The 21971-nt window shown below is 42.3% G+C and carries 19 protein-coding genes and 1 other RNA gene; 9 read left to right on the forward strand and 11 right to left on the reverse strand.

What is annotated here, in order from left to right:
- Positions 1 to 121: 121 nt before the first annotated feature.
- Positions 122 to 520 carry a bacillithiol system redox-active protein YtxJ gene (gene ytxJ, locus ACFSTG_RS00125; protein WP_380747258.1) on the forward strand — a complete coding sequence of 133 codons (399 nt, stop codon included), beginning with the start codon at positions 122 to 124 and terminating at the stop codon, positions 518 to 520.
- A 119-nt stretch (positions 521 to 639) separates the two neighbouring features.
- Positions 640 to 837, forward strand: a complete 198-nt coding sequence (locus ACFSTG_RS00130; protein ID WP_380747260.1) for a hypothetical protein — start codon at positions 640 to 642, stop codon at positions 835 to 837.
- A gap of 67 nt (positions 838 to 904) precedes the next feature.
- Here ACFSTG_RS00130 and fahA read toward each other — a convergent pair whose 3' ends face one another.
- Positions 905 to 2194, reverse strand: a complete 1290-nt coding sequence (gene fahA, locus ACFSTG_RS00135; RefSeq protein WP_380747262.1) for a fumarylacetoacetase — start codon at positions 2192 to 2194, stop codon at positions 905 to 907.
- A 110-nt stretch (positions 2195 to 2304) separates the two neighbouring features.
- On the opposite strand from fahA, the gene ACFSTG_RS00140 reads away from it, so the two are divergent.
- Positions 2305 to 3579: a serine hydroxymethyltransferase gene (locus ACFSTG_RS00140; RefSeq protein ID WP_380747264.1), complete on the forward strand. Its 1275-nt coding sequence runs from the start codon at positions 2305 to 2307 to the stop codon at positions 3577 to 3579.
- A gap of 58 nt (positions 3580 to 3637) precedes the next feature.
- Here the strand turns inward: ACFSTG_RS00140 and ACFSTG_RS00145 are convergent, their stop codons facing one another.
- Genes ACFSTG_RS00145 through ACFSTG_RS00155 form a run of 3 tightly spaced genes read right to left on the reverse strand, consistent with a single transcriptional unit; the run spans position 3638 to position 6653 of the window.
- Complete coding sequence (locus ACFSTG_RS00145; RefSeq protein ID WP_380747266.1) at positions 3638 to 5179, reverse strand: choice-of-anchor Q domain-containing protein; 1542 nt, start codon at positions 5177 to 5179, stop codon at positions 3638 to 3640.
- Positions 5176 to 5583, reverse strand: coding sequence for an acyl-CoA thioesterase (locus ACFSTG_RS00150; RefSeq protein ID WP_380747268.1), 408 nt, complete (start codon positions 5581 to 5583; stop codon positions 5176 to 5178). Before ACFSTG_RS00150 ends, ACFSTG_RS00145 begins: the two co-directional genes overlap by 4 nt.
- Positions 5584 to 5585: 2 nt before the next feature.
- A complete protein-coding gene (locus ACFSTG_RS00155; protein WP_380747270.1) occupies positions 5586 to 6653 on the reverse strand; it encodes a glutaminyl-peptide cyclotransferase in 1068 nt (355 codons plus the stop codon).
- An 87-nt stretch (positions 6654 to 6740) separates the two neighbouring features.
- Between ACFSTG_RS00155 and ffs the strand changes: the two genes are divergently transcribed.
- The 3 genes from ffs to fsa all read left to right on the forward strand — a co-directional run bounded on the left by ffs (position 6741) and on the right by fsa (position 8409).
- Positions 6741 to 6839: signal recognition particle sRNA small type (gene ffs, locus ACFSTG_RS00160), an RNA gene on the forward strand.
- Positions 6840 to 6878: 39 nt separating this feature from the next.
- Entirely contained in the window at positions 6879 to 7694 is an 816-nt protein-coding gene (locus tag ACFSTG_RS00165) for an SDR family oxidoreductase (RefSeq protein WP_380747272.1), read from the forward strand.
- A 61-nt stretch (positions 7695 to 7755) separates the two neighbouring features.
- Complete coding sequence (fsa, locus tag ACFSTG_RS00170; protein ID WP_380747274.1) at positions 7756 to 8409, forward strand: fructose-6-phosphate aldolase; 654 nt, start codon at positions 7756 to 7758, stop codon at positions 8407 to 8409.
- Between the two features lie 56 nt (positions 8410 to 8465).
- On the opposite strand, the gene ACFSTG_RS00175 is transcribed toward fsa, so the two are convergent.
- On the reverse strand, positions 8466 to 9914 hold the full coding sequence (locus ACFSTG_RS00175) for a TlpA family protein disulfide reductase (protein ID WP_380747276.1): 1449 nt from the start codon (positions 9912 to 9914) through the stop codon (positions 8466 to 8468).
- A 153-nt stretch (positions 9915 to 10067) separates the two neighbouring features.
- Here ACFSTG_RS00175 and ACFSTG_RS00180 point away from each other — a divergent pair, with 153 nt between their 5' ends.
- Positions 10068 to 11699 (forward strand): ABC-F family ATP-binding cassette domain-containing protein, encoded by a 1632-nt coding sequence (locus ACFSTG_RS00180; protein ID WP_380747278.1) that lies wholly within the window; start codon positions 10068 to 10070, stop codon positions 11697 to 11699.
- 139 nt (positions 11700 to 11838) lie between these two features.
- On the opposite strand, the gene ACFSTG_RS00185 is transcribed toward ACFSTG_RS00180, so the two are convergent.
- The 3 genes from ACFSTG_RS00185 to ACFSTG_RS00195 form a co-directional block, all read right to left on the reverse strand.
- Positions 11839 to 12033 carry a hypothetical protein gene (locus tag ACFSTG_RS00185; protein WP_380747280.1) on the reverse strand — a complete coding sequence of 65 codons (195 nt, stop codon included), beginning with the start codon at positions 12031 to 12033 and terminating at the stop codon, positions 11839 to 11841.
- Between the two features lie 5 nt (positions 12034 to 12038).
- Entirely contained in the window at positions 12039 to 12275 is a 237-nt protein-coding gene (locus ACFSTG_RS00190) for a putative signal transducing protein (RefSeq protein WP_380747282.1), read from the reverse strand.
- Positions 12276 to 12352: 77 nt separating this feature from the next.
- Positions 12353 to 13078 (reverse strand): hypothetical protein, encoded by a 726-nt coding sequence (locus ACFSTG_RS00195; RefSeq protein ID WP_380747284.1) that lies wholly within the window; start codon positions 13076 to 13078, stop codon positions 12353 to 12355.
- A 190-nt stretch (positions 13079 to 13268) separates the two neighbouring features.
- On the opposite strand from ACFSTG_RS00195, the gene ACFSTG_RS00200 reads away from it, so the two are divergent.
- Positions 13269 to 13856, forward strand: a complete 588-nt coding sequence (locus tag ACFSTG_RS00200; RefSeq protein WP_380747286.1) for a DUF4136 domain-containing protein — start codon at positions 13269 to 13271, stop codon at positions 13854 to 13856.
- A 69-nt stretch (positions 13857 to 13925) separates the two neighbouring features.
- Here the strand turns inward: ACFSTG_RS00200 and pheT are convergent, their stop codons facing one another.
- The 3 genes from pheT to recG all read right to left on the reverse strand — a co-directional run bounded on the left by pheT (position 13926) and on the right by recG (position 19778).
- The gene (gene pheT, locus ACFSTG_RS00205) at positions 13926 to 16352 is read right to left on the reverse strand and encodes a phenylalanine--tRNA ligase subunit beta (RefSeq protein ID WP_380747288.1); all 2427 of its coding nucleotides are present in this window, start codon (positions 16350 to 16352) and stop codon (positions 13926 to 13928) included.
- 119 nt (positions 16353 to 16471) lie between these two features.
- The gene (locus tag ACFSTG_RS00210) at positions 16472 to 17389 is read right to left on the reverse strand and encodes a tetratricopeptide repeat protein (RefSeq protein ID WP_380747290.1); all 918 of its coding nucleotides are present in this window, start codon (positions 17387 to 17389) and stop codon (positions 16472 to 16474) included.
- Positions 17390 to 17672: 283 nt separating this feature from the next.
- Entirely contained in the window at positions 17673 to 19778 is a 2106-nt protein-coding gene (gene recG, locus ACFSTG_RS00215) for an ATP-dependent DNA helicase RecG (RefSeq protein WP_380747292.1), read from the reverse strand.
- A gap of 109 nt (positions 19779 to 19887) precedes the next feature.
- Here recG and ACFSTG_RS00220 point away from each other — a divergent pair, with 109 nt between their 5' ends.
- Positions 19888 to 21969: a M1 family metallopeptidase gene (locus ACFSTG_RS00220; protein WP_380747294.1), complete on the forward strand. Its 2082-nt coding sequence runs from the start codon at positions 19888 to 19890 to the stop codon at positions 21967 to 21969.
- Positions 21970 to 21971 lie beyond the last annotated feature (2 nt).

A 21971-nucleotide genomic window follows, 5' to 3' on the forward strand; every position in this document is an offset into this window, starting at 1 on the left:
CTTTTTGTCTTATAAAGATAGTTCATTTTAAGCGGGCATTAAAATTCTTTTAGTGAAAAATTAGTCTTTAGTACCATGGAATAAGCACAAAGAATAGTAATTTTATAAAAAAGTAAAGATCATGGGATTATTTGATAAAATATTTAAAAGTGAGGACGATATAGCCAAAGAGGAGATCAAAGAGGTGCCATGGCATCCTTTGACTGAAATGGACCAACTGGACAACATCGAAGAAGAATCTACAGGAAAAACGGTAGTGATCTTCAAACATTCTACAAGATGTGGAATTAGTAGAATGGTTCTCAGTAATTTTGAGAGGGAGTTCGGGGAGAAAGAAACCTCAGATCTAAAACTCTATTTCCTGGATCTTCTGGCTAACAGGGATATTTCCGGTGAGGTTGCAAACCGGTTCAACGTGCGTCATGAAAGTCCGCAGATGCTCATAATAAAGGAAAAGACCGTAGTACACCATTCGTCCCATCATTCAGTGAAGGCTTCAACCCTGAAAGAACATATCTAAGGAGACTTTTTGTTAAACCAATTAAATGCTGTTAAATATATTTAAATCAGCTAGTTACAGGTTTTTAAATGGGTATATTTATGACAAGAAAAATAAGTGTAACCAAAAAAATTTGTATTATGGAAAAGCAAAGAGAGCATCAGAGTGAACAGGAAAAGCGTGACCAGGAAAAACGTCACCAGGAAGGAAGCAAAAGGCCTGCACAGGAAGCTGCAGGAGACAGAGATAAGCAAAAACAGGAAGACGCGAATAGGGATAAGGATAAAGAAATGCAGCGTAACCGTGAAGAACAGGGACGAAAAGAAGGTCGTCACTAGTGTTTAGTAATTAGTAAAGGAAAAGAGCCACAAATTGTGGCTCTTTTCTATTTATGGAGTAGAAATATTATTTTTTCTTGGGTTCAAAGACCGGAAGCAATTTAGTACTTACCTCTCCAAAACCAATGCGGTAATTTTCCCTTTTACAGTGCCCGCGCATGATCACGGTGTCATTGTCTTCAATGAATTTCCTTTCTCTGCCGTCATTCAGTTTGACCGGTTTTTCACCCTTCCATGAAAGTTCGAGCATAGAGCCATAGGAATCTGGTGTAGGACCAGAGATGGTTCCGGAGCCCATCATATCTCCGGATATTACGGGACAACCATTTACCGTGTGGTGGGCAAGCTGCTGGCTCATATTCCAGTACATATATTTGAAGTTGGACCTTGAGATCCTTGTTTCTTCACCATTTTCAGGCTTCAGGAAAACTTCCAGCTCAATATCAAAACTCTTTTTTCCTTCAAACTGCAGATAGGGAAGTAATTTCTTTTCAGGTTTCGGGCTTTCGATCCTGAAAGGTTCAAGAGCGTCAAGGGTAACTATCCAGGGAGAAATGGAAGAGGCGAAATTCTTGGCCAGAAAAGGTCCTAAAGGAACATATTCCCAGGTTTGAATATCACGGGCACTCCAGTCATTGAACAATACCAGCCCAAAAATGTATTCTTCTGCTTCATTAATGGGAATAGGTTCCCCAAGATGGTTGGCATCTGTTGTGATGAAAGCCATTTCCAGCTCAAAGTCCACTCTTTTGGAAGGTCCGAAAACGGGCTCTTCTGCTCCCGGAGGCAAAGTTTGTCCTTGAGGCCTGTGGATGGGAATCCCGCTGGGAATTATAGAGGAACTCCTTCCGTGGTAACCCACCGGAATGTGAAGCCAGTTGGGCAATAAAGCGTTTTCGGGATCCCTGAACATGGTTCCCACGTTGGTAGCATGTTCTTTGCTTGAGTAAAAATCTGTATAGTCTCCTACCTGTACAGGTAGCTGCATTTCAATTTCATCAAGACCAAAAAGTACTACTTTTCGGTGCTCTTCATTGTCCCGAAGTTTAGAATTCCCCTGGTCAAAGATATCGGCAATTCGGTTCCTTACCAGACGCCAGGTTTTCTTTCCGTCAGAAATAAAATCATTCAATGTATCCTGGAGAAATATATCGTCTGTCAGTGGAATTCCATCAAAATATCCCAGTTGATGAAGTGCACCCAGATCAATGGCAGTATCTCCTATACGGGTTCCAATAGTGATCACATCATCCCTGGTCAAAAAGACCCCGAAAGGAATATTCTGAATAGGGAAATCAGAATCCTGGGAAACTTCCAGCCATGTTTTTCTTTTGGGATCGTTAGCTGTAATAGACATAATAAATGTTGGTATTTTGTTAAAATCAATTCGAACCAAATATATTATTTTCTTACTAAGAACCGAATGTATTTGCTATTTTTGAGTATTATTTAACGTAAAAAAATCATATGCAAAGGGATACGGAAATATTCGATTTAATTGATGCTGAAAAGGAAAGACAACTTAACGGACTGGAGCTAATTGCGAGTGAGAATTTTGTTAGTGATCAGGTACTCGAAGCCGCAGGCTCTGTACTTACCAATAAATATGCTGAAGGATATCCCGGGAAAAGATATTATGGAGGTTGCGAAGTGGTTGACGAGGTGGAAAACCTTGCCATTGAGCGCCTAAAAGAATTGTTCAATGCAGAATACGCGAACGTGCAGCCCCATTCGGGCTCGCAGGCGAATACTGCAGTGTTTCACGCATGCATGAACCCAGGCGATAAATTCCTGGGATTCGATCTTTCTCATGGGGGCCACCTTACTCATGGCTCACCCGTTAATTTCTCCGGAAAGCTTTATCAACCTGTATTTTACGGGGTGAACAAGGAAACCGGGCTTATAGATTACGATGAAGTCGCCAGGATAGCCAAAGAGGAAAAACCGAAAATGATCATCGCGGGAGCCAGTGCCTATTCCAGGGAAATAGATTATAAAAAATTCAGGGAGATAGCAGACAGCGTTGGAGCTATTTTGTTTGCTGACATTGCGCATCCTGCCGGTCTTATTGCAAAAGGATTATTAAGCGATCCACTACCGCACTGTCATGTGGTTTCTTCAACCACTCATAAAACCCTGCGCGGGCCTCGCGGCGGGATCATCATGATGGGCAAGGATTTTGACAATCCATTTGGAGAGAAACTTAAGAATGGCAATCTCAAGAAGATGTCCACTTTGCTCAACAGTGCCGTTTTTCCGGGAAACCAGGGAGGACCCCTGGAGCACATCATTGCAGCCAAGGCAGTAGCTTTTGGTGAAGCCCTTACAGATGAGTTCCTTCATTATATGGTGCAGGTGAAAAAGAATGCCAGAGCCCTGGCCGAAGCATTTATGGCTAAGGATTATCAAGTGATCTCTGGCGGTACAGATAACCACATGATGTTGATCGACCTTCGTAACAAGAACATTTCAGGAAAAGATGCTGAAGAAGCTCTTGTGAAAGCAGATATAACGGTGAATAAAAATATGGTGCCCTTTGATGACAAATCCCCGTTCGTAACCTCGGGGATCAGGATTGGTACTCCTGCGGTTACCACCCGTGGTCTGGTCGAAGAGGATATGGCAACCATCGTTGATTTTATAGACCGGGTCATTAACAATTACCAGGACGAGGAAGAACTGGAAAAGATTGGAAATGAAGTGATCGATATGATGAAGGGGAAGCCTCTTTTTAAAGATTAAGTCCAACAGATATTTAGAAATCAGGGTGCCGGAAATATGATATTCCTGCACCCTTTTTTTATTCCTGGTTTTCTTCAGGAGCAACCCATTCGTAGGCACCTATGTCCGGTGCGCCGGTTCGGGAAATGTTGAGTAGATCTTCGGGAACCTGGGTGGCAGTGGCCGGATCTCCCTTATCTATGGCCGGTGACCCTGCCTGCAGCCTTAGATCATTCTTCAGTGGGTTCCGGAAAGTGGGATCTTCATTCAGGATCAGGTTAGGGTAGATGCTTTCATTGCTGAAATCATACAAAGGATCTTCAGAAAAAATATTTCCCTCATCCTTGAACTTAATGAGACTATTAAGGAATACTGCGGAAATATTGCTGTTGTCTCTGAGGTCGAACAGAAGTTCGCGATTTTCATTTCCGTAGATGATTGAGTTAGATATTCTAAGCCTGAAATAGTCTCCTGCATTTGCACTTCCGGAGATATCCTCAATGAAAATTGATGGGAATTCCCGAAATGACCCGCTCCAGTAATTAACAAATGTGCAGTGCCTGAATTCATAATTTCCACCCGAAGAAAGGTGCAGGGAAGCTTGTCCGCTGTTATTGACCACCAGATTCTCACCCAGGATTTTTGCATTTTCAGCCCTCAGTCCGGTGATGGATGAGTTATAGATCTGCGTGTTTTTTACATGGAGGGTAGGGGAGAGTGCCCCTGGATTGCCTTCAACCAATACTCCTATTCCTGCATTTTTAATAGTGGTGAAGTTCATGATATTATCTGTACTGCCACTTCTAAACCAAATAGTTCCCCACTGGCCAGGGGTATCCTGCCGTTCTGCTTCAAGAAGGTCTCCCTGGAAGATCACTTCATTTTCCAACTTCTCCCTGTCATTGCTGAAGGTTCCTTTCACCTGGAGCGTAGCATTTTCTGAAATTATTAATCCGCTGTTGCTGTGAAAATAGATTCGGGCACCCGGTTCTATGGTCAGATTCTTTCCTGAAGGTACAGCTGCATAACCGTAGATCACATAGGCTTTTTCGTTGGTGAAGGTTAGTTGATCATCACTCAGCCAAAAGCCCTGTACCTGCAGGTCTTCTCCATTCTCATCCTTCCCAGTGGGTATGGTCCCGATATTTCCTTCGGAATCTTTTGTGGGGAAGAGGAAAACGGCATCTTTCACGAGCGTCACTACCGGTACCTCCTGAATATGGGCGCTGGACCTGAATTCGAGAACATCTGTATACAGAAAAGTATTCTCTTGCTGGTCCTGAAGGTCTACCGTAGCTTCGATAAAAATATAAATACTGTCCCTGGCCTGGATCTCAATATCATTAAAGGAAGATCCGGCAAGACCGTCAACATTAAGACGGTACCGGGAATCTTCTCCCTTACCGAGTGCAACATTTGGGATATGGATATCCTCATTGCTGCGGTTGTAAACTTTGAGACTGTAGGTGGCAGAACTTATATTGCTGAAGATGGTATCTAAATATACCGTATCTCTCGAAAATTCCAGTTTTCCGGTGCTTTCTACCGACTCAAAATCAGATCTGCAGGAGCTCCAGAGCACCAGGATCAGCATAAGAAAAACGGTGTAGAGGAATCTCATTTTTTATGGAAAACGCTTCGCAGGTCTTCAGTGATCTTTGTGGGACGTTTTGAAGCTGCATCCAGTAAGCACCACATAGATTTTGCGGCCACCAGCACTTCCCCTGTTTTGGCATTCTTAATATTTACAAACCGCTCTGAAGTGACAAAGGTGGTTTCCCCAACATAAGTTTCTATGAGGATCTCATCACCCAGAAATGCCTGTTTCTTATAATCAATCTCATGACGGATCACTACCCAGATAAATTCCTTTTTCAGCTGCTCTGTTGCCCTTACCTCCCAGTGTTCTTTGGCAATATCCTGTATCCATTGCACGTAAATAACGTTATTCACGTGGTTGAGATCGTCCAGGTCATCTTTGGTGACCTTTCGGTGATGGGTATAGATCTCAGCAGGAACTACCATAGCTAGTTTTCTTTTATTTCTACTTCAAACAAGGTATCCCAGTCCTTCCCGGTCACATATAGTTTTTTAGTATTGGGATTATAGGCGATGCCGTTCAACACATCGTTTATAGGGTCGAGGTCTTCGGTGTTGCCAAGTTGCTCCCGTAGCCCCTGGAAGTTGATCACGCCTTCTATAGCGCCGTTTTCAGGATTAATGATTGCTACCCCGTCTTTTTGATAGGTATTGGCATATATCTTTCCTTCCACCCATTCAAGTTCATTCAATTGGGTGGAAATGGTTCGATGGGTAAGGGTTTGAATATAACTTTCTTCGGCCAGGCTGTCTTTGTTCAGGATCCATATCTTTTCAGAGCCGTCACTTTTGTAGAGTTTTTCTCCGTCGTTGGTGAGACCCCAGCCTTGTTCACTCTCCTGGTAGGTAAATTCATCGATTTTTTCAAAAGTGTTGACATTGTAGATAAAGATCACATCCTCTTTCCAGGTAAGCTGGTAGATCTTGTCATTAAGTATGGTTATTCCTTCGGCAAAATAAGTATCAGGAATATCTATCTTTCTTAACACCTCCCCGGTTTTAAGATCGACCTTCCGCAGGGAAGACTGGCCATAACGCCCGGTACTTTCATAAAGTTCGTCCTTATAGAACTCGAGCCCCTGTGTATAAGCATCTGTTGCGTGAGGGTAAGCGTTGATTACCTCATAGGTGTAAGCCACAGGAGCCTTGTCATTGAAGAGGGTGATCTCTTTGGAAGCTTCCTGGTAATTACTTCCCGTATAGATGCGGGCTGAAAAATCCCATTTTCCAAGCTTTTCATTTCTGAAGGTATGCAAAAGGTTTTCCGTTCCCGAAGTTTTTTGGAGCCTTTCCTCCTGAAAGAAATAAACAACAGAGTCGATCTGTTTACCTGAAGTGCCGTTTACCTGCGCAGAAATGGTCTCTCCCAGTTTATATTCGGTCTTATTATCCCCAAAATTCAGGGAAAAATCAGAAGGAGTTTCTTCGGGGTCATTTCCGCAGGAAAAAGTTGAAACGCTTAAAAGTAACAGGAACAGATAGTTAAATGATCTCATTCTTTTCATAGATTTTAAAGCAAGTTAAATTAATTAATTCAGTTTAGAAAATACTTGCAAAAAGTATGAAAGGTCGTATATTTGCACCGGCAAGTCCCACACAACCAGCTCCTGCTGAATCCCCCAGGGCGGGAACGCAGCAAGGGTAAGCGGTCGTAGCGGTGTGATGTGGGTCGCTTGCCATTTTTTGTTTCTGCTAGTGAAATTTTGTTGCATCTTTGCGACATGAAAGACAGTAACTCTCCAAAAGTCGTTCTTATTACCGGTGCCTCTTCAGGAATTGGAAAAGCCATCGCAGAATTTCTTCAATCCAAAGACTTTATCGTTTACGGTACCAGCCGAAACCCGGAAGGACGTAAAACGTCTTTTCCTCTGGTTGCTCTTGACGTTACCCGTCCTGAGTCTGTAAGATCTGCTGTTCAGCATGTGATCGAGGAGGCGGGGAAAATTGATGTGCTTGTCAATAACGCTGGAATTGGAATAACAGGGCCTCTGGAAGAAACTCCTGACGAGGAGATCAAAAAAGCATTTGATACCAATTATTTTGGACCGGTCAGCGTCATTAAGGAGGTGCTCCCCGGGATGCGCAGGAACAAAGGCGGACTTATTATTAATATTACCTCCATTGCCGGATATATGGGGCTGCCTTACCGCGGAATTTATTCCGCCTCAAAAGGAGCACTGGAACTTACCACTGAGGCTTTCAGGATGGAACTGAAGCCTTTCAACATTAAAATGACCAACATCGCCCCTGGCGATTTTGCTACCAATATTGCGGCCGGAAGGTACCATGCACCTGTGGTGAAAGGTTCACCTTATGAACAAGCCTATGGGAATACCTTGAAATTAATGGATAAGCATGTTGACGAGGGGAAAAACCCACATGTTATGGCAGAGGCTGTCTACAAGGTGATCAACACCCCTAATCCCAAGGTCCATTATAAGGTGGGAGAGCCCCTGCAGAAGTTCTCTGTGGCATTAAAGCGCATCCTGCCCGATAAACTTTATGAGAGATTACTGCTAAAACATTATAAATTGTAGTTTTGCAGTATTCTGAAAAAAAAGCATTTTCAGTATTTTTTAATCCTTTATACAACACACTATGAAATTTTTTATTGATACCGCCAACCTTGATCAGATAAGGGAAGCCCAGGAATTGGGAGTTCTTGACGGAGTAACCACCAACCCATCTTTAATGGCGAAAGAGGGCATCACCGGGAAAGACAATATTTTCAAACATTACAAGAAAATTTGTGAGATCGTTGACGGTGATGTGAGTGCAGAGGTGATCGCGACAGATCTTGAAGGGATCATTAGAGAGGGTGAAGAGCTTGCAGAACTACATGAGCAGATCATTGTAAAAGTTCCTATGATCAAAGAAGGAATTAAAGCCATCAAATACTTTAGTGATAAGGGTATCAAAACCAACTGTACTCTGGTATTTTCCCCGGGACAGGCTCTTTTGGCCGCAAAAGCAGGGGCAACGTATGTGTCCCCATTTATAGGAAGGCTTGATGATATTTCAACAGATGGGTTGAACCTTATTTCGGAGATCAGGTTGATCTATGATAACTACGGTTTTGAAACCGAGATCCTGGCTGCTTCTGTACGTCACACCATGCATGTGATAGATTGTGCAAAGATTGGGGCAGATGTTATGACCGGTCCTCTTTCTTCGATCACCGGACTTTTGAACCACCCGTTAACAGATATTGGATTGGAGAAATTCCTTGCAGATCACAACAAAGGAAACTAAAGATCAAAGAAAAGAAGTTCAAGGCCTTTATCTTTCGGGATGAAGGCCTTTTTTATTTAGCGGTTGAGGAATTCAAGGATACGGCTTTCGAACTCGGGCGAATTTTGGAAGGTATCTCCTATGACCACTTCGCCTGAAGAATCAAGGAAGAGCAATTTGTTGAGGTAAAACTGCAGGAAACGATTTTCAACACTGGAAGAAGCTAATTGAAATTCATTATTACGGTCATAGCCGTATTTCTGCACTGCCATTCTCCAATTTGAAGTTTCTCCCACATCAAGGTTAATTCCTATAAAATCGATCTCAGGATATTTTTCCCTTAATTCCTCCATCATTTTGTGTTCTTCCTGGTGGTCATGAGAATAGATAGACCACAGGAAAATTATTGCCGGTCTTGAGATGATCTTTCCAATAGGCTTTTGATCTCCTGTTAGAGTTATCATGGGAACATCTGAGAGAATAGTTCCCGGAAGAAAAGCCAATTGAATTGTTCCCAGCTTCTTCATATCCTGAATTGCATTTTCAGATAAGCCTTTTTTCTCAAGTAAAGCAATGATGTCCAGGATATCTTCCCTGCTTTCTGCCAGAATAATTCCCAGGGATCCCAGTTTAGTAAGAAAATGTTCCCGTAATGAGGGCACATTAAGCAGGTTTCCTGCCATTTTGATCCTTGCCTTGATATTTTCCTGGTTTGAGAGATCAAAACAGTCTTCTTCAACCATATTTTGTTTCTCGCACCACAGGAAAGACCTGTTGATCAAATAATTCCCAATGAACCTTTTGTATGCCGGGCTGCATTGAAGGGTTTTTTCATTAAAACGAACATCTTTTCGGTAGTCATGGAAATTGGAAGATATCTGGGCAGCATACTCATCGTAATATTTATTTACCAGGTAGGTATATCGTTCCTTAAGGTCATAAGATTCATAATCTATCGTCTTTCTGGCAAGATCAAGAAAGCTTTCAGAAAATTTATGTTTTTCATGGATTCGCTCCAGGCTACTTAGTCGCTCAGCCCTGATCGAGTCTGTTTTCTCAATAAACCTGGCGGGATCTGTTTTATAGTATGAAACCAATAGATCAGAATTGTTTTCATCCAACAGAAACATCTCGGCCATGAAATTGTTCCTGGTATCCCCGGTTCCGCTAAAGTGTAAGGATTCATCAAAAGCAAGAGTATTTGCCCGCAGGAGAAGACTGTCTCCGGCTTCCAGGTAGACATTCTGGAATTCCGGTCTATGTTCGATAACATACAGACCGCTCCCGACACTGTCAATTTTAAGGCTGAACCTATTGCGGTCGTCGAGATAGGCGGTGTCCAGAACTTTTCCGTTTTTTTTGATCACCAGATACTCTGATGTTGGATTGATGATCTCACCACCCAGGTAAGCGTAGTTAACATCGCTCCTGTCTAAATCATTGCAAGAAGTAAAAACAAGGAAAAAAGCCAGTAAGAAACTTAAAGGCAGGGCAGGGGGAAGGGTATTTAGTCTATTTTTTTTCAAAAGTTTCGGAGGGCCAAAATTATGGGAAACCAAAAGTAGGTGGAGAACGCTGTTTCCGCTGTTAACTCAAAGTTAAATGAAGGATTAAAAAAGTTAATATTTCCGGGAATGAGCTTAATTGGCTACTTTTGCAAAAATTTCAGAATTTAATCTATGTTATCAGTTTCAAATCTTTCCGTACAGTTCGGAAAAAGAGTTTTGTTTGATGAGGTGAATACTACCTTCACCCAGGGAAATTGCTATGGAGTGATTGGTGCCAACGGGGCGGGAAAATCTACTTTTCTAAAGATCCTTAGCGGCAAGTCAGACCCTACTTCCGGCCATGTTCATTTAGAGCCGGGGAAGAGGATGTCTGTCCTTGAACAAGACCACAACCTTTATGATGAATATCCTGTTCTTGAGACGGTGATCATGGGGAATAAACCTCTGTATAAGATCAAGAAGGAGATGGATGAGATCTACGCCAAAGAAGATTTTAGTGATGCAGACGGCGAACGTGTAGGGGTATTGCAGGTTGAATTCGAAGAAATGAATGGGTGGAATGCAGACAGTGAAGCTGCTACTTTACTTTCAAACCTTGGGATAAAAGAGGATAGCCATTATACTTTAATGGGTGATCTTGATAATAAACTTAAGGTGAGGGTGCTCCTTGCACAGGCGCTTTTTGGGAATCCCGATGTTTTGATCATGGATGAGCCTACCAACGACCTGGATTATGAGACCATCACCTGGCTGGAGAATTTCCTGGCCAATTATGAGAATACAGTGATCGTGGTTTCTCACGACCGTCACTTTCTTGATTCGGTTTGTACCCATATTTCTGATATTGACTTCGGAAAAATCAATCATTACAGCGGGAATTACACTTTTTGGTATGAATCCTCGCAGCTTGCAGCCCGTCAAAGATCTCAGCAGAACAAGAAAGCTGAAGATAAGAAGAAAGAACTGGAGGAGTTTATTAGACGATTTAGTGCAAACGTAGCGAAGTCTAAACAGGCAACTTCCCGTAAAAAAATGATTGCGAAGTTGAATATTGATGATATCAAACCTTCCAGCCGTAGGTATCCTGCCATTATTTTTGAAAGGGAACGGGAAGCGGGAGACCAGATATTGAATGTTGAAAACCTTGCCGCATCTATTGAGGGAGAGGTGTTGTTCAAAAATGTAAACATCAATCTTGCAAAAGGCGATAAAGTGGTGGTTTATTCAAAAGATTCCAGAGCGACCACAGCTTTTTATGAGATCCTGAACGAAAAACAAAAACCACTGGAAGGAAAGTTCAGCTGGGGGATCACTACGAACCAGTCCTACCTGCCACTTGACAATTCAGAATACTTTAATAATGATCTTACCCTTGTAGATTGGCTCCGTCAATGGGCTAAGACAGAAGAGGAAAGAGAAGAGGTCCATATTCGTGGTTTCCTTGGGAAGATGATCTTTAGCGGGGAGGAGGCTTTAAAGACTTCACGGGTACTTTCGGGAGGTGAAAAAGTGCGTTGCATGCTCAGCAGAATGATGATGATGCGTGCGAATGTGCTAATGCTTGATGAACCTACCAACCACCTGGACCTGGAATCTATTACTGCCTTCAATAATTCCCTTAAGAATTTTAAGGGAACCGTATTATTCACCACTCATGATCATGAATTTGCCCAAACAGTGGCAAACCGGGTAATTGAACTTACTCCGGGTGGTGCTATTGACCGTTATCTGAGCTTTGATGAATATATGAATGATAAGAAAATAAGGGAACAGCGGGAGCAGATGTATGCTGTTAAGGTGTAAACCCTGTGATTTATAAAATAAATATAAAATAAAAAGGTATCCCTGGGATACCTTTTTTATTTCCTGATCTTCCCTATTTGGGGATTGGAAATTAAAAGTTAAATTTTGTTGATTCAGGAAGATCTTCAGATGAAAAAAATTATTTTTTCAGGCGCGGTTTAAAGAAAAAATAAAGGTCCCACAGCCCAAAAAGAACAAAGGTCACCGCCACAATAAGGCGAAAGGTCTCATATTGATTTCCGGTTATATAAGTATAGAGCCGCCATGAGCCATACCCTAGAAAGGCAATTCCAAGAACTAGGTTCAGGTAATTTCTGCTGCGGGTTTCAGCCATATACATTATTTATGTTCTGGAAAAGTAGCTTCAACAATTTTAAGCGCTTCGTCCAGGTGGGAGGATATTACGAACAGCTGTACCTGCCCCGGAAGACCACCTCCAAAACCGGCTCTCAACCCCGAATCAAAATCGTTGCGAACGCGGTTGCTAATCCCCTCTTTCTCCAAAAGTTCCTGGAGGTATTGTACATTCACTTCAGAACCGGTATAAACTCTTTCGTATTGATCTTCTGAACTCATAATGATTGGTTTTTGGAACTAAATTTATGAATAGGTTTTGAACCCTCCGGAGGTTTTAGTCAGAGTTTAACAATTAATCAGGCATTATAGAATTTACTGTTCCAGTTTCCGGAGCTAAAGTTCTTGCCCAGGCTTATTCCGTAGAAAAAAGTAAGCGCGATAACAGATTTAAATGTGTACATAAAAAGAATGAGGAATTGAGAGGTCTCCTGATAAGTTGAAAAAAACACTTCCCTTATCCCGAAAGTGAGGAAGAAACTTAAAAAGAAACTAAAGACAATGAGGTTTTCCAGGTTCCTTAGAGGCCACATCTTAATTTTCCTCAGGGGATGGATGTCCTTTCCCCATTTGTGAATCAGGTAAAAGTAGCCGTTACCGATAGGGGCAAAAAGAATAGGATCATCTGCATTCTCCAACCTGAAATATTTTGCCGGCGCAATGAGTCGGAAGCCGCGAAGGGTGGATTTGTGGATTCGCTCCAGGTCTTTTATAGCTATGATCGCCTCTCCCGGCAGCTCTCCTTTGAAATACCGGGTATTCAAAAATCTTAACCGGTAATCAACACACAATTTCTTGATCTGGGATATATGAAAGATCCTGTTACTTTCCAGCAGGTCAATGTTCAATTCATTCCCATCAATATCATCAGGATCCCCGTTTTGCAATCGCTCCAGGATCTCTTCCTCCTTCTTTTCTTCCGCCTCAAAGATCTTACGGACCTCGGCCAACAGTGATTCTTCCGGAATTTCCTTGTTCCTTAAGCTCTCAAGCCTGTCGCGGAGATTTACTCTTTCTAACAGCATCTTCTTTTTCTTTAGTCTAAATTAAGGAATATCATCTCAACATGCAAAAAGGTAAATTTATGCGAATTATAAGCTTATTTTAATGTTAATTTTAAGGAGTGGAGGTTAAATTATTTTTAAACCTTTTGAGACTACAACCTGTTTTTCTTTTAATCCCTATCTTCATTCAAAACCCTAAAAACAAAGGACAATGAGAGTTTTAAAATACGTTTTCAGCCTCGGATTTTTACTGAGTATCCTGTTGACCGGTTGCGGTCCTAAAGTAGACAGCGATAAAAAGACGGCCAGGAGTATGAGCTCCTTCAGTAGCTATGCTTTTTTACCCAATCAGGATACTATTATGACCACCAGATATAACAATGCTTATGTAAATGAGATAATCATTGATGAGGTCAATGAGAACATGCAGGACAAAGATTACCGGCTTGACAGAAACCAGCCGGACCTGCTGGTTTATTACCACTTAATGATGGACGAAGATATAGCGGCAAATGCCAACCCGGTTTATACCAACTACAGGTATTACCGTCCCGGGTATTACGTGGGCCCTTATTATCGCAATTATGCCTATAATAATTACTATACCGTACCACGCATTACCGGCTCTAATATTGAGCAGGTACCTTATAAAGAAGGAACCCTGGTCATCGACCTTATTGACCGTAGAACGAATGAGATCGTGTGGAGGGGAATGGCCAGTGATGTTATTACCCCCAATAATCTCGAGGAAGAACTAAGGACTTATGTAAATGCTATTTTCGAAAGCTTACCAAAGTAGGAAGACTTTGATAGAAACAAGAAAGCCATCTGATAATTCAGGTGGCTTTTCTTTATTTGCGGCCAATAATTATCTTAATTCGGCTCCCAGTTGTTTTTCAAAATTCTGCTGAAGTTTATTCATGATCTTGTCGATCTGTTTATCTGTAAGGGTTTTCTTCTCATCCTGAAGAATGAAACTTACAGCATAACTTTTCTTGCCTTCGGGAAGATTATTTCCTTCATAAACATCAAAAAGATTCACATTTTTGAGCAGGTTCTGTTCGGTTTTAAAAGCTATGTGATAGATGTCCTCGAAACTTACCGAGTTGTCCAGCAGCAATGCAAAATCTCTTCGCACGGGCTGGAATTTAGAAATTTCCCGGAATTTCATGCTTTGTTCTTTCGCGATAGCGATAACTTCATCCCAACGGAAATCTGCAAACAGCACTTCCTGCTCAATATCAAAATTCTTTAGGATCTTCTTCTTTATCACTCCAAATTCTACTAGTCTGGTCTTGTTAAAGCTCAGGATCATTCCTTCGGAAAATACATCACTTTTAACCGGTGAAGATTTCAGATCAGAAATTCCAAGTCTTTCAAGAACTGTTGTCAAAACCCCTTTTAAATAGAAAAAATCACTCTTTTTTAATGGATTGTTCCAGCTTTCGGAAGCACGGTTCCCCGAAATGAAAATCGAAAGGTGTTTGTTTTCCAGCTTTCCGGAATCAAACTGGTGATAGGTTTTTCCGAATTCAAAGAACTTAAGATCATTGCGTTTCCTGTTAAGGTTGTAACTCACTGCTTCCAGTCCAGAGAAAAGCAAGGACTGTCTTAGAACCGAAAGGTCCTGGCTTAATGGGTTAAGCATCTTTACCGAATGTTCTTCTTTTAGTTGTTCACTCAGGGCAGCATGCATGGGGGTGGTAAGGGAATTGGCCATGGTTTCAAAAAATCCCTGTCCCGTCAATTGATCGGCAATAAGATTTTGAAGTTTATAATCCTCAAACCTGGTAGAATTCGCCACCGAGGCGTTGATCTTTTCTCCAAATTCGATATTGTTATATCCATAAACCCTTAGGATCTCCTCAATAACATCTGCTTCCCTCTTCACGTCTACCCGGTAGGGAGGTATGGTGAGTCCCATGCCTGTTTCGGTAACATTGTTTACCCTTATCTCGAGAGAGGTAAGGATCGATTTAATGGTCTCCCTGTCCAGGTTCTGCCCCACAAGGGAATTTATTTTGTCATAGGTAAGAAAAACCGGAAAATCTTCGATCTTCTTTGAATAATAATCGTCGATATCACTGGTCACTGTTCCCCCAGCCAGTTCCTGGATGAGCAGGGCGGCACGTTTAATGGCGTAATCTGTGATGTTCGGGTCTATACCCCTTTCATACCTGAAAGAAGCATCTGTATTAAGACCGTGTCTTTTTGCAGTCTTACGTACGGTAACCGGATTAAAATATGCACTTTCAATAAAGAGACTGGTAGTCTCATCAGAAACCCCGCTTCCCGTTCCTCCAAATACTCCCGCGATAGCCAGAGGTTTTTCAGTATCACAGATCATAAGATCTTCCTCATGGAGTTCCCGTTCCACCTCGTCAAGGGTGATGAATTTAGTTCCTGCCGGTAGTGTTTTTACGTGAATTTCATTTCCCGCGATCTTGGCGGCATCAAAGGCATGAAGGGGTTGTCCCAATTCGTGCATTACGTAATTGGTCACATCAACCACATTATTCTTTGGTGTGATCCCTATGGCTTTTAGCCTGTTCTGCAACCATTTTGGAGATTCGGCAATTTTGATGTCTGAAAGGGTAATACCACAATATCTGGGCACCAGGTCTGCATTATGTATCTTAACAGGAATCCTTAGGTTGCGGCTGTCAACATGAAAACTGCTCACAGAAGGGGTGATTAATTCCTGTATATCCCCCTGCTGCTGGAATCCGGCTTTTAGATCCCTTGCCACTCCCCAATGGCTCATGGCATCTGCTCTGTTAGGGGTCAATCCTATCTCAAAAATATGATCATCTTCAATTTCGAACAGTTTGGCTACAGGGGTCCCTGGAACCAGTTCTTTATTCATGATCATAATACCGTCATGGCTCTTTCCAAGCCCCAGTTCATCTTCGGCACAGATCATCCCGTGACTGCTTTCTCCACGTATTTTACTCTTTTTGATCTCCCAGGGAGTCCCTGTTTCATCATACAGAGTAGTTCCAACCGTGGCAACAGGAACTTTTTGTCCGGCTGCGACGTTAGGAGCCCCGCAAACAATCTGTACCGGTTCGCCGTTACCTATATCCACACGGGTGACCTTAAGACGGTCGGCATTTTCATGCTGCTCACAGGTAAGCACTTCTCCAATTACTACTCCTTTTAATCCTCCCTTGACACTTTGGAAGGTATGGATGCCTTCAACTTCCAACCCAAGATCGGTTAACAGTTCTCCGGTTTCCTCGGGGGTACGGTCTATCTTTATGAATTGTTTAAGCCAGTTATATGAGATCTTCATTGAATCAATTTTTCCAGCTGCAAAGATAGTATTACGAATGGTTTTGACATAATTTTAATCTTGTGCAAAAAAAAGTGGAAGGAATTTTTATTCCTTCCACTTAAAATAATCAAAGCCAGTTATTTTTTCATGTTCATGGCATAGACTCTTTGCCAATCATCTTTATCGTTCTTTTCAAATATTACCCAGTTTATTTCATTATCTGAGATCTTCTCGATCTCATGTTTCAAAAACATTTCCTGCCCCTCTCTTTCAGTAAAGGAGTCCATGAATTCAAGTTTATTATTACCCAGGTCTTTCATTTTCATATGGGATACTTCAATTCCTCTTAGACGGTCGTTATTAAAGTAAGCTACATCAAATTCATCATCTATGGCATCATAGGTAATGATCCTTACTCCCATGGATTCATTTTGATCATCAAAATGATGAAGGTAAATTGAATTGGTTGGTTCATCAAATTTGATCTTATCACTTGTTTTCATCTTTTGGGTTTCTTTTCCATCTTCATAGACAATGGCGTCGATCTGCCAGTCCCCGAGAAGGAAATCCATTCGTTTGTCTTTTTTATCCAGTTTTGCCATTTTGCTGGCAGTAATGGGGTATAAAACGTTTTTTTCCCACTCAACTTCAGAATTTTTGGAAATAGCCATCGATTTTTCAAAGTATTCGCGGGCTTCTTTTTCATTACCCTTTTTAACCAGGTAATCTCCATATGAGTCATATGGATTTGCAGCTTGCGGATATTCTTCCATATTAAGCCTGAAGATCTTCCCGGCCGCCTCCATATCCCCATCTTCGTTCATGATGCGGTAACCTGCCGCATTTAACTGTCTGTCATCCCAGGGGTATTGGTCACTCTTTTCAGCCTTCAGATCTTGATACCGGGTGATCGCCATATCAACACCATTATTTGAATATTCTTCATAAATGAGGTAACCCAAAGGAAATTCTTTTTCATCCTGTGCAAAGACAGTACTTATAAAACAAATCAGCAATAAACTCATCACGCACTTAAGGTTGATCTTTGTCTCCATAGCTCTGGTATTTAAATAGTTATCTTTAAATATAATATTTTTCAGAGTGCAGAAACCTGAAAAATTGTGGCGTTAAGGAATTTCCTTACAAAAATATTCTTAAAAAAATAATGTTTTTCGAAAATTGGGGGTTATCACCCATAGTAAGTAGAAAATTAAAAAAGGGCCGAAGCCTTTATGGGTTTGGTTAATTATGAAGAACTAAACTACCTCAATTAAAGACTTGTAAAATACTGGTATTCAAGTATTCGACGAGATTGTAAGAAAAATTGACGTGTGGGAATTAACTGATATAATTCCAGATGTTTTTATTCTTCACTAATTGGGAATAAGTGAAGCGCACTATTTTATTCTTTTCCATTTCCAGATTAGGGTCTTCCTTTAATAACTGTAATGCGTGGTATCGGGCAGTTTTCAAAATGTCATTATCTTTTACGATATCGGCGATCTTTAAGTTAAGCACTCCGCTTTGCTGGGTTCCCATAAGATCTCCGGGTCCTCTTAACTTGAGATCCACTTCGGCGATCTCAAATCCGTCGCCAGTGCTTACCATGGTCTCGAGGCGGGTTTTACTGTCCGCAGAAAGTTTATGGCCGGTCATAAGTATACAGTAACTCTGTTCGGCTCCCCGGCCCACCCGACCCCTTAACTGGTGTAACTGGGATAACCCAAACCGCTCTGCACTTTCAATGATCATAACACTGGCATTGGGTACATTTACGCCTACCTCAATTACAGTAGTAGCTACCATGATCTGGGTTTCACCCCTTACAAAACGATCCATTTCGTAATCCTTGTCGGCCGGTTTCATTTGCCCGTGCACTATAGAGATTTGGTAATTTGGCATTGGAAACTCCCGGGCGATACTTTCATAACCATCCATTAGATCCTTATAATCCATTTTTTCAGATTCCTGAATAAGGGGATAAACAACATAGACCTGCCTACCTTTTTTGATCTCATCCCTAATAAAGGCGAATACCTTTAACCTGTTGCTGTCGTATCTGTGTACTGTTTTTATGTCTTTTCTGCCGGGAGGCAATTCATCAATGACCGAGACATCCAGGTCTCCGTAAAGACTCATGGCAAGAGTTCGGGGGATAGGAGTAGCAGTCATTACCAGCACATGGGGAGGTAATTGGTTTTTCTTCCATAACCTGGCACGTTGGGCCACTCCAAAGCGGTGCTGCTCATCAATAATGGCAAGACCGAGGTTTTGGAATTGCACTTTTTCTTCGAGAAGGGCATGGGTACCAATGAGCAAATGCAATTCCCCGTTCTCGAGGGCTTCGTGGATCTCTTTTCTTTCTGCAGCCCTGGTGGAACCGGTAAGTAGCCTCACCTTGATCCCCAGGCTTTCAACAAGTTCAGAAATACCGTTAAAGTGCTGTATAGCAAGGATCTCTGTAGGAGCCATAAGACAGGCCTGGAAGTTGTTGTCAAGAGCTAACAGGATTGTCATTAAGGCTACTATAGTTTTTCCAGACCCCACATCCCCCTGGAGGAGCCTGTTCATTTGCGCCCCGGTGCCCAGGTCTTTTCGTATTTCCTTGATAACCCTTTTCTGGGCATTGGTAAGTTCGAAAGGGAGGTGCTTCTCGTAGAAATCACTGAAGTTCTGACCCACCTCCTCAAAAAGGTAACCTTTGATTTTCTTTTTGCGAAGCAGATTCTTCATTAGTAACTGAAGCTGAATGTAGAATAACTCCTCGAACTTTAAACGGAACTGAGCTTTTGCCAGCAGCTCCTGGTTACGGGGAAAATGCGCATTGAAAATAGCCTCTGCCTTGGGAAGCAGGTGTAACTCCTCCAGAAGATCCTTCGGCAGCGGATCAAAGATCTTGTTGCCACTTTCCAGGAACAGCTGCTGCATACATTTACTAAAGACCCTGTTGGTGATCCCCGATTTTGACAGTTTTTCGGTAGAGGGATAAACCGGCTGCATGGCCGTTCTCAGGTTCTTTTTATATTCCTCGACCAACTCCATCTCCGGATGTGGCATACTAAAAACGCCATTGAACCAGTTGGTCTTTCCGAAGATCACATATGCGGTGTTGAGTTTAAGATTTTCCCGTATCCATTTATGCCCTCTAAACCAAACGAGTTCCATCTTTCCGGTTTCATCCACAAAATCGGCCACCAGGCGCTTACCTTTTTTCTGTTCCACGGTTCGAAGGTGCATGATCTTTCCCACCACCTGCACTTCGGCAGAGTTCCGCTGTAGCTGGTTTATCTTATAGAAACGGGTCTTGTCTAGGTAACGGTTGGGAAAAAAGTTCAGCAGGTCGCCATAGGTATGAATACCTGCCTCCTTCCGCATGATGTCTGCCCGGTTGGGGCCGATACCTTTAAGGTAGTCAATAGGGGTTTGCAGCAGGTTCGAATTCATGGAAACGAAGATAAAAAAAAAGCCGGTTGCAGTTCCTTAAAATGAAAAAGTACACCCTCCCCGATGGACAGTTCTGTAAAATTGAACCAGGAAATGTATCTTTGATCTTATGAAGCCCGGTTTTTTAATATTACTCTTTTTAACTGCCTTGAAAATTACGGCCCAGGAAAAGAATTCCGTTGATTTCAAACATTTGCAGGCTGAGGTTACCATTATCCCTTCGGAAGCTGCTGTAAAAGGTAAGTTGGTGTACACTTTTGATGTCTTGCAACCTACGGATACCGTTTCGATAGATGCCCGAAAAATGGATTTTGAGAAGGTTCTTTTAAATGGAGAAAAAATTCGGTTTTTTAATGATGAAAAGCAATTGCACCTGCTTTCCTCTTTTGAAGAGTCTGAAGCAAATTCCCTAAGTTTTACCTACACTGCCTTTCCCAAACAAACCATGTACTTCATCAATACCCGGCCTGAAGGTGAACCTGCCGAATACCAGGTATGGACGCAGGGGCAGGGAAAGTATACCTCCCACTGGTTGCCCAGTTTTGACCATACTTCAGAAAAAGTGGAATTTGATCTCACCATATTCTATGAGAATGAAAAACAGGTAGTGGCGAACGGACTCTTACAAAAATCTGAGGCCGTAAATGATACTCTTACCCGCTGGGCATACGATATGGAGCAACCTATGAGCAGCTACCTGGTGGCTGTGGCTGCAGGAGATTTTGAAAGAGTGGAAGAGATTTCAGAAAACGGTATTTTTATGCATCACTATTTCCCCAGGGGTATGGAAGACCTGGTAGAACCTACCTATCGCTATTCTAAAGAGATCATGTTTTTCCTGGAAAAGGAAACAGGAGTGAAATATCCCTGGCAAAATTACAAACAGATACCCGTACGGGATTTTCTCTACGCCGGGATGGAAAATACCGGTGCCACAATATTTTCAGATATTTTTCTTGTAGATTCTACCGGGTTTAACGACCGCAACTATGTTAATGTCAACGCGCATGAAATGGCCCACCAGTGGTTCGGGAATATGGTGACTGCCACCTCAGGGGAGCACCACTGGCTACAGGAAGGGTTTGCAACCTATTATGCCCTGCTTGCCGAAAAAGAGGTTTTTGGAGAGGATTATTTCTACTGGAACTTATACCAAAGCGCAGAAGCACTTAAACAAATGAGTGATTCGGGCAAGGGCGAATCTCTTTTGAACCCAAATGCAAGTTCCCTCACCTTTTACCAAAAAGGTGCCTGGGCCTTGCATATCCTCAGAGAACTTATAGGGAAAGAAGCTTTTAATAAGGCCATGAAAAATTATCTGGAAAAATATTCCTTCGGAATGGTGACCACACAGGATTTTATGGCTGAAGTGGAACAGGTAACAGCAAAGGATCTATCTGCTTTTAGGGATGACTGGCTGCTGCAGTCAGCTTTCCAGGGGACCGCTGCCCTGGAATCCCTCAAAAGATCTGCTTTTATAAGGAGTTATCTTGAAGTAGCAGCCCAAAAACCGCTTCCTATTGAAAGCAAAAGGGAGAAGCTGGCAGAGGCCTTTAGTTTTCCGGTGAAGGATAGGGTGGGTGAGGAGGCAGCTTATCAACTGGCCCTGGAGGATCCTTTAGAAGTGATCGATCTTTACAAAAAAGCATTTGATTCGAACAATCTTTCTGTTCGGCAGGCGATCGCCTTTTCCCTTCAAAGAATTCCGCAGCAGTTAAAAAGCCGCTATGAGAGTTTACTTAAGGACGATTCATATGTCACCAGGGAAGCTGCGCTTTTTAACCTGTGGATGAACTTTCCGCAGGACAGGTTAAGATACCTTCAGGAGACAGATGGGCAACAGGGTTATCTCGACGGGAACCTTCGCACCTTATGGTTGGCCCTGAGCCTGGCCACGCCAGAGATCCCGCAGAACCTAAAGAAAGAATACCTGGAAGAATTATCGGGGTATACCGCTCCTCATCAAAGATTTCAGCTTAGGCAAAACGCCTTTGATTATTTATTCCAGCTTAACGCTTTTAGCAGCCGTAACATTTACGATCTGTTGGATGCAAGCCGACACCATAATTTCCGGTTCAGGGATTTCGCGCGAAAAATGCTGAAGCAGGTCCTGAAAATGGAAAATTTGCTGCCAGAGGATAAAGCACTTCTCGAGCAGCATTTGGGCATTAATAGCCAGGTTCAGAACTAGGG

The organism is Salinimicrobium flavum (assembly GCF_042684505.1).
Lineage (GTDB): Bacteria > Bacteroidota > Bacteroidia > Flavobacteriales > Flavobacteriaceae > Salinimicrobium > Salinimicrobium flavum.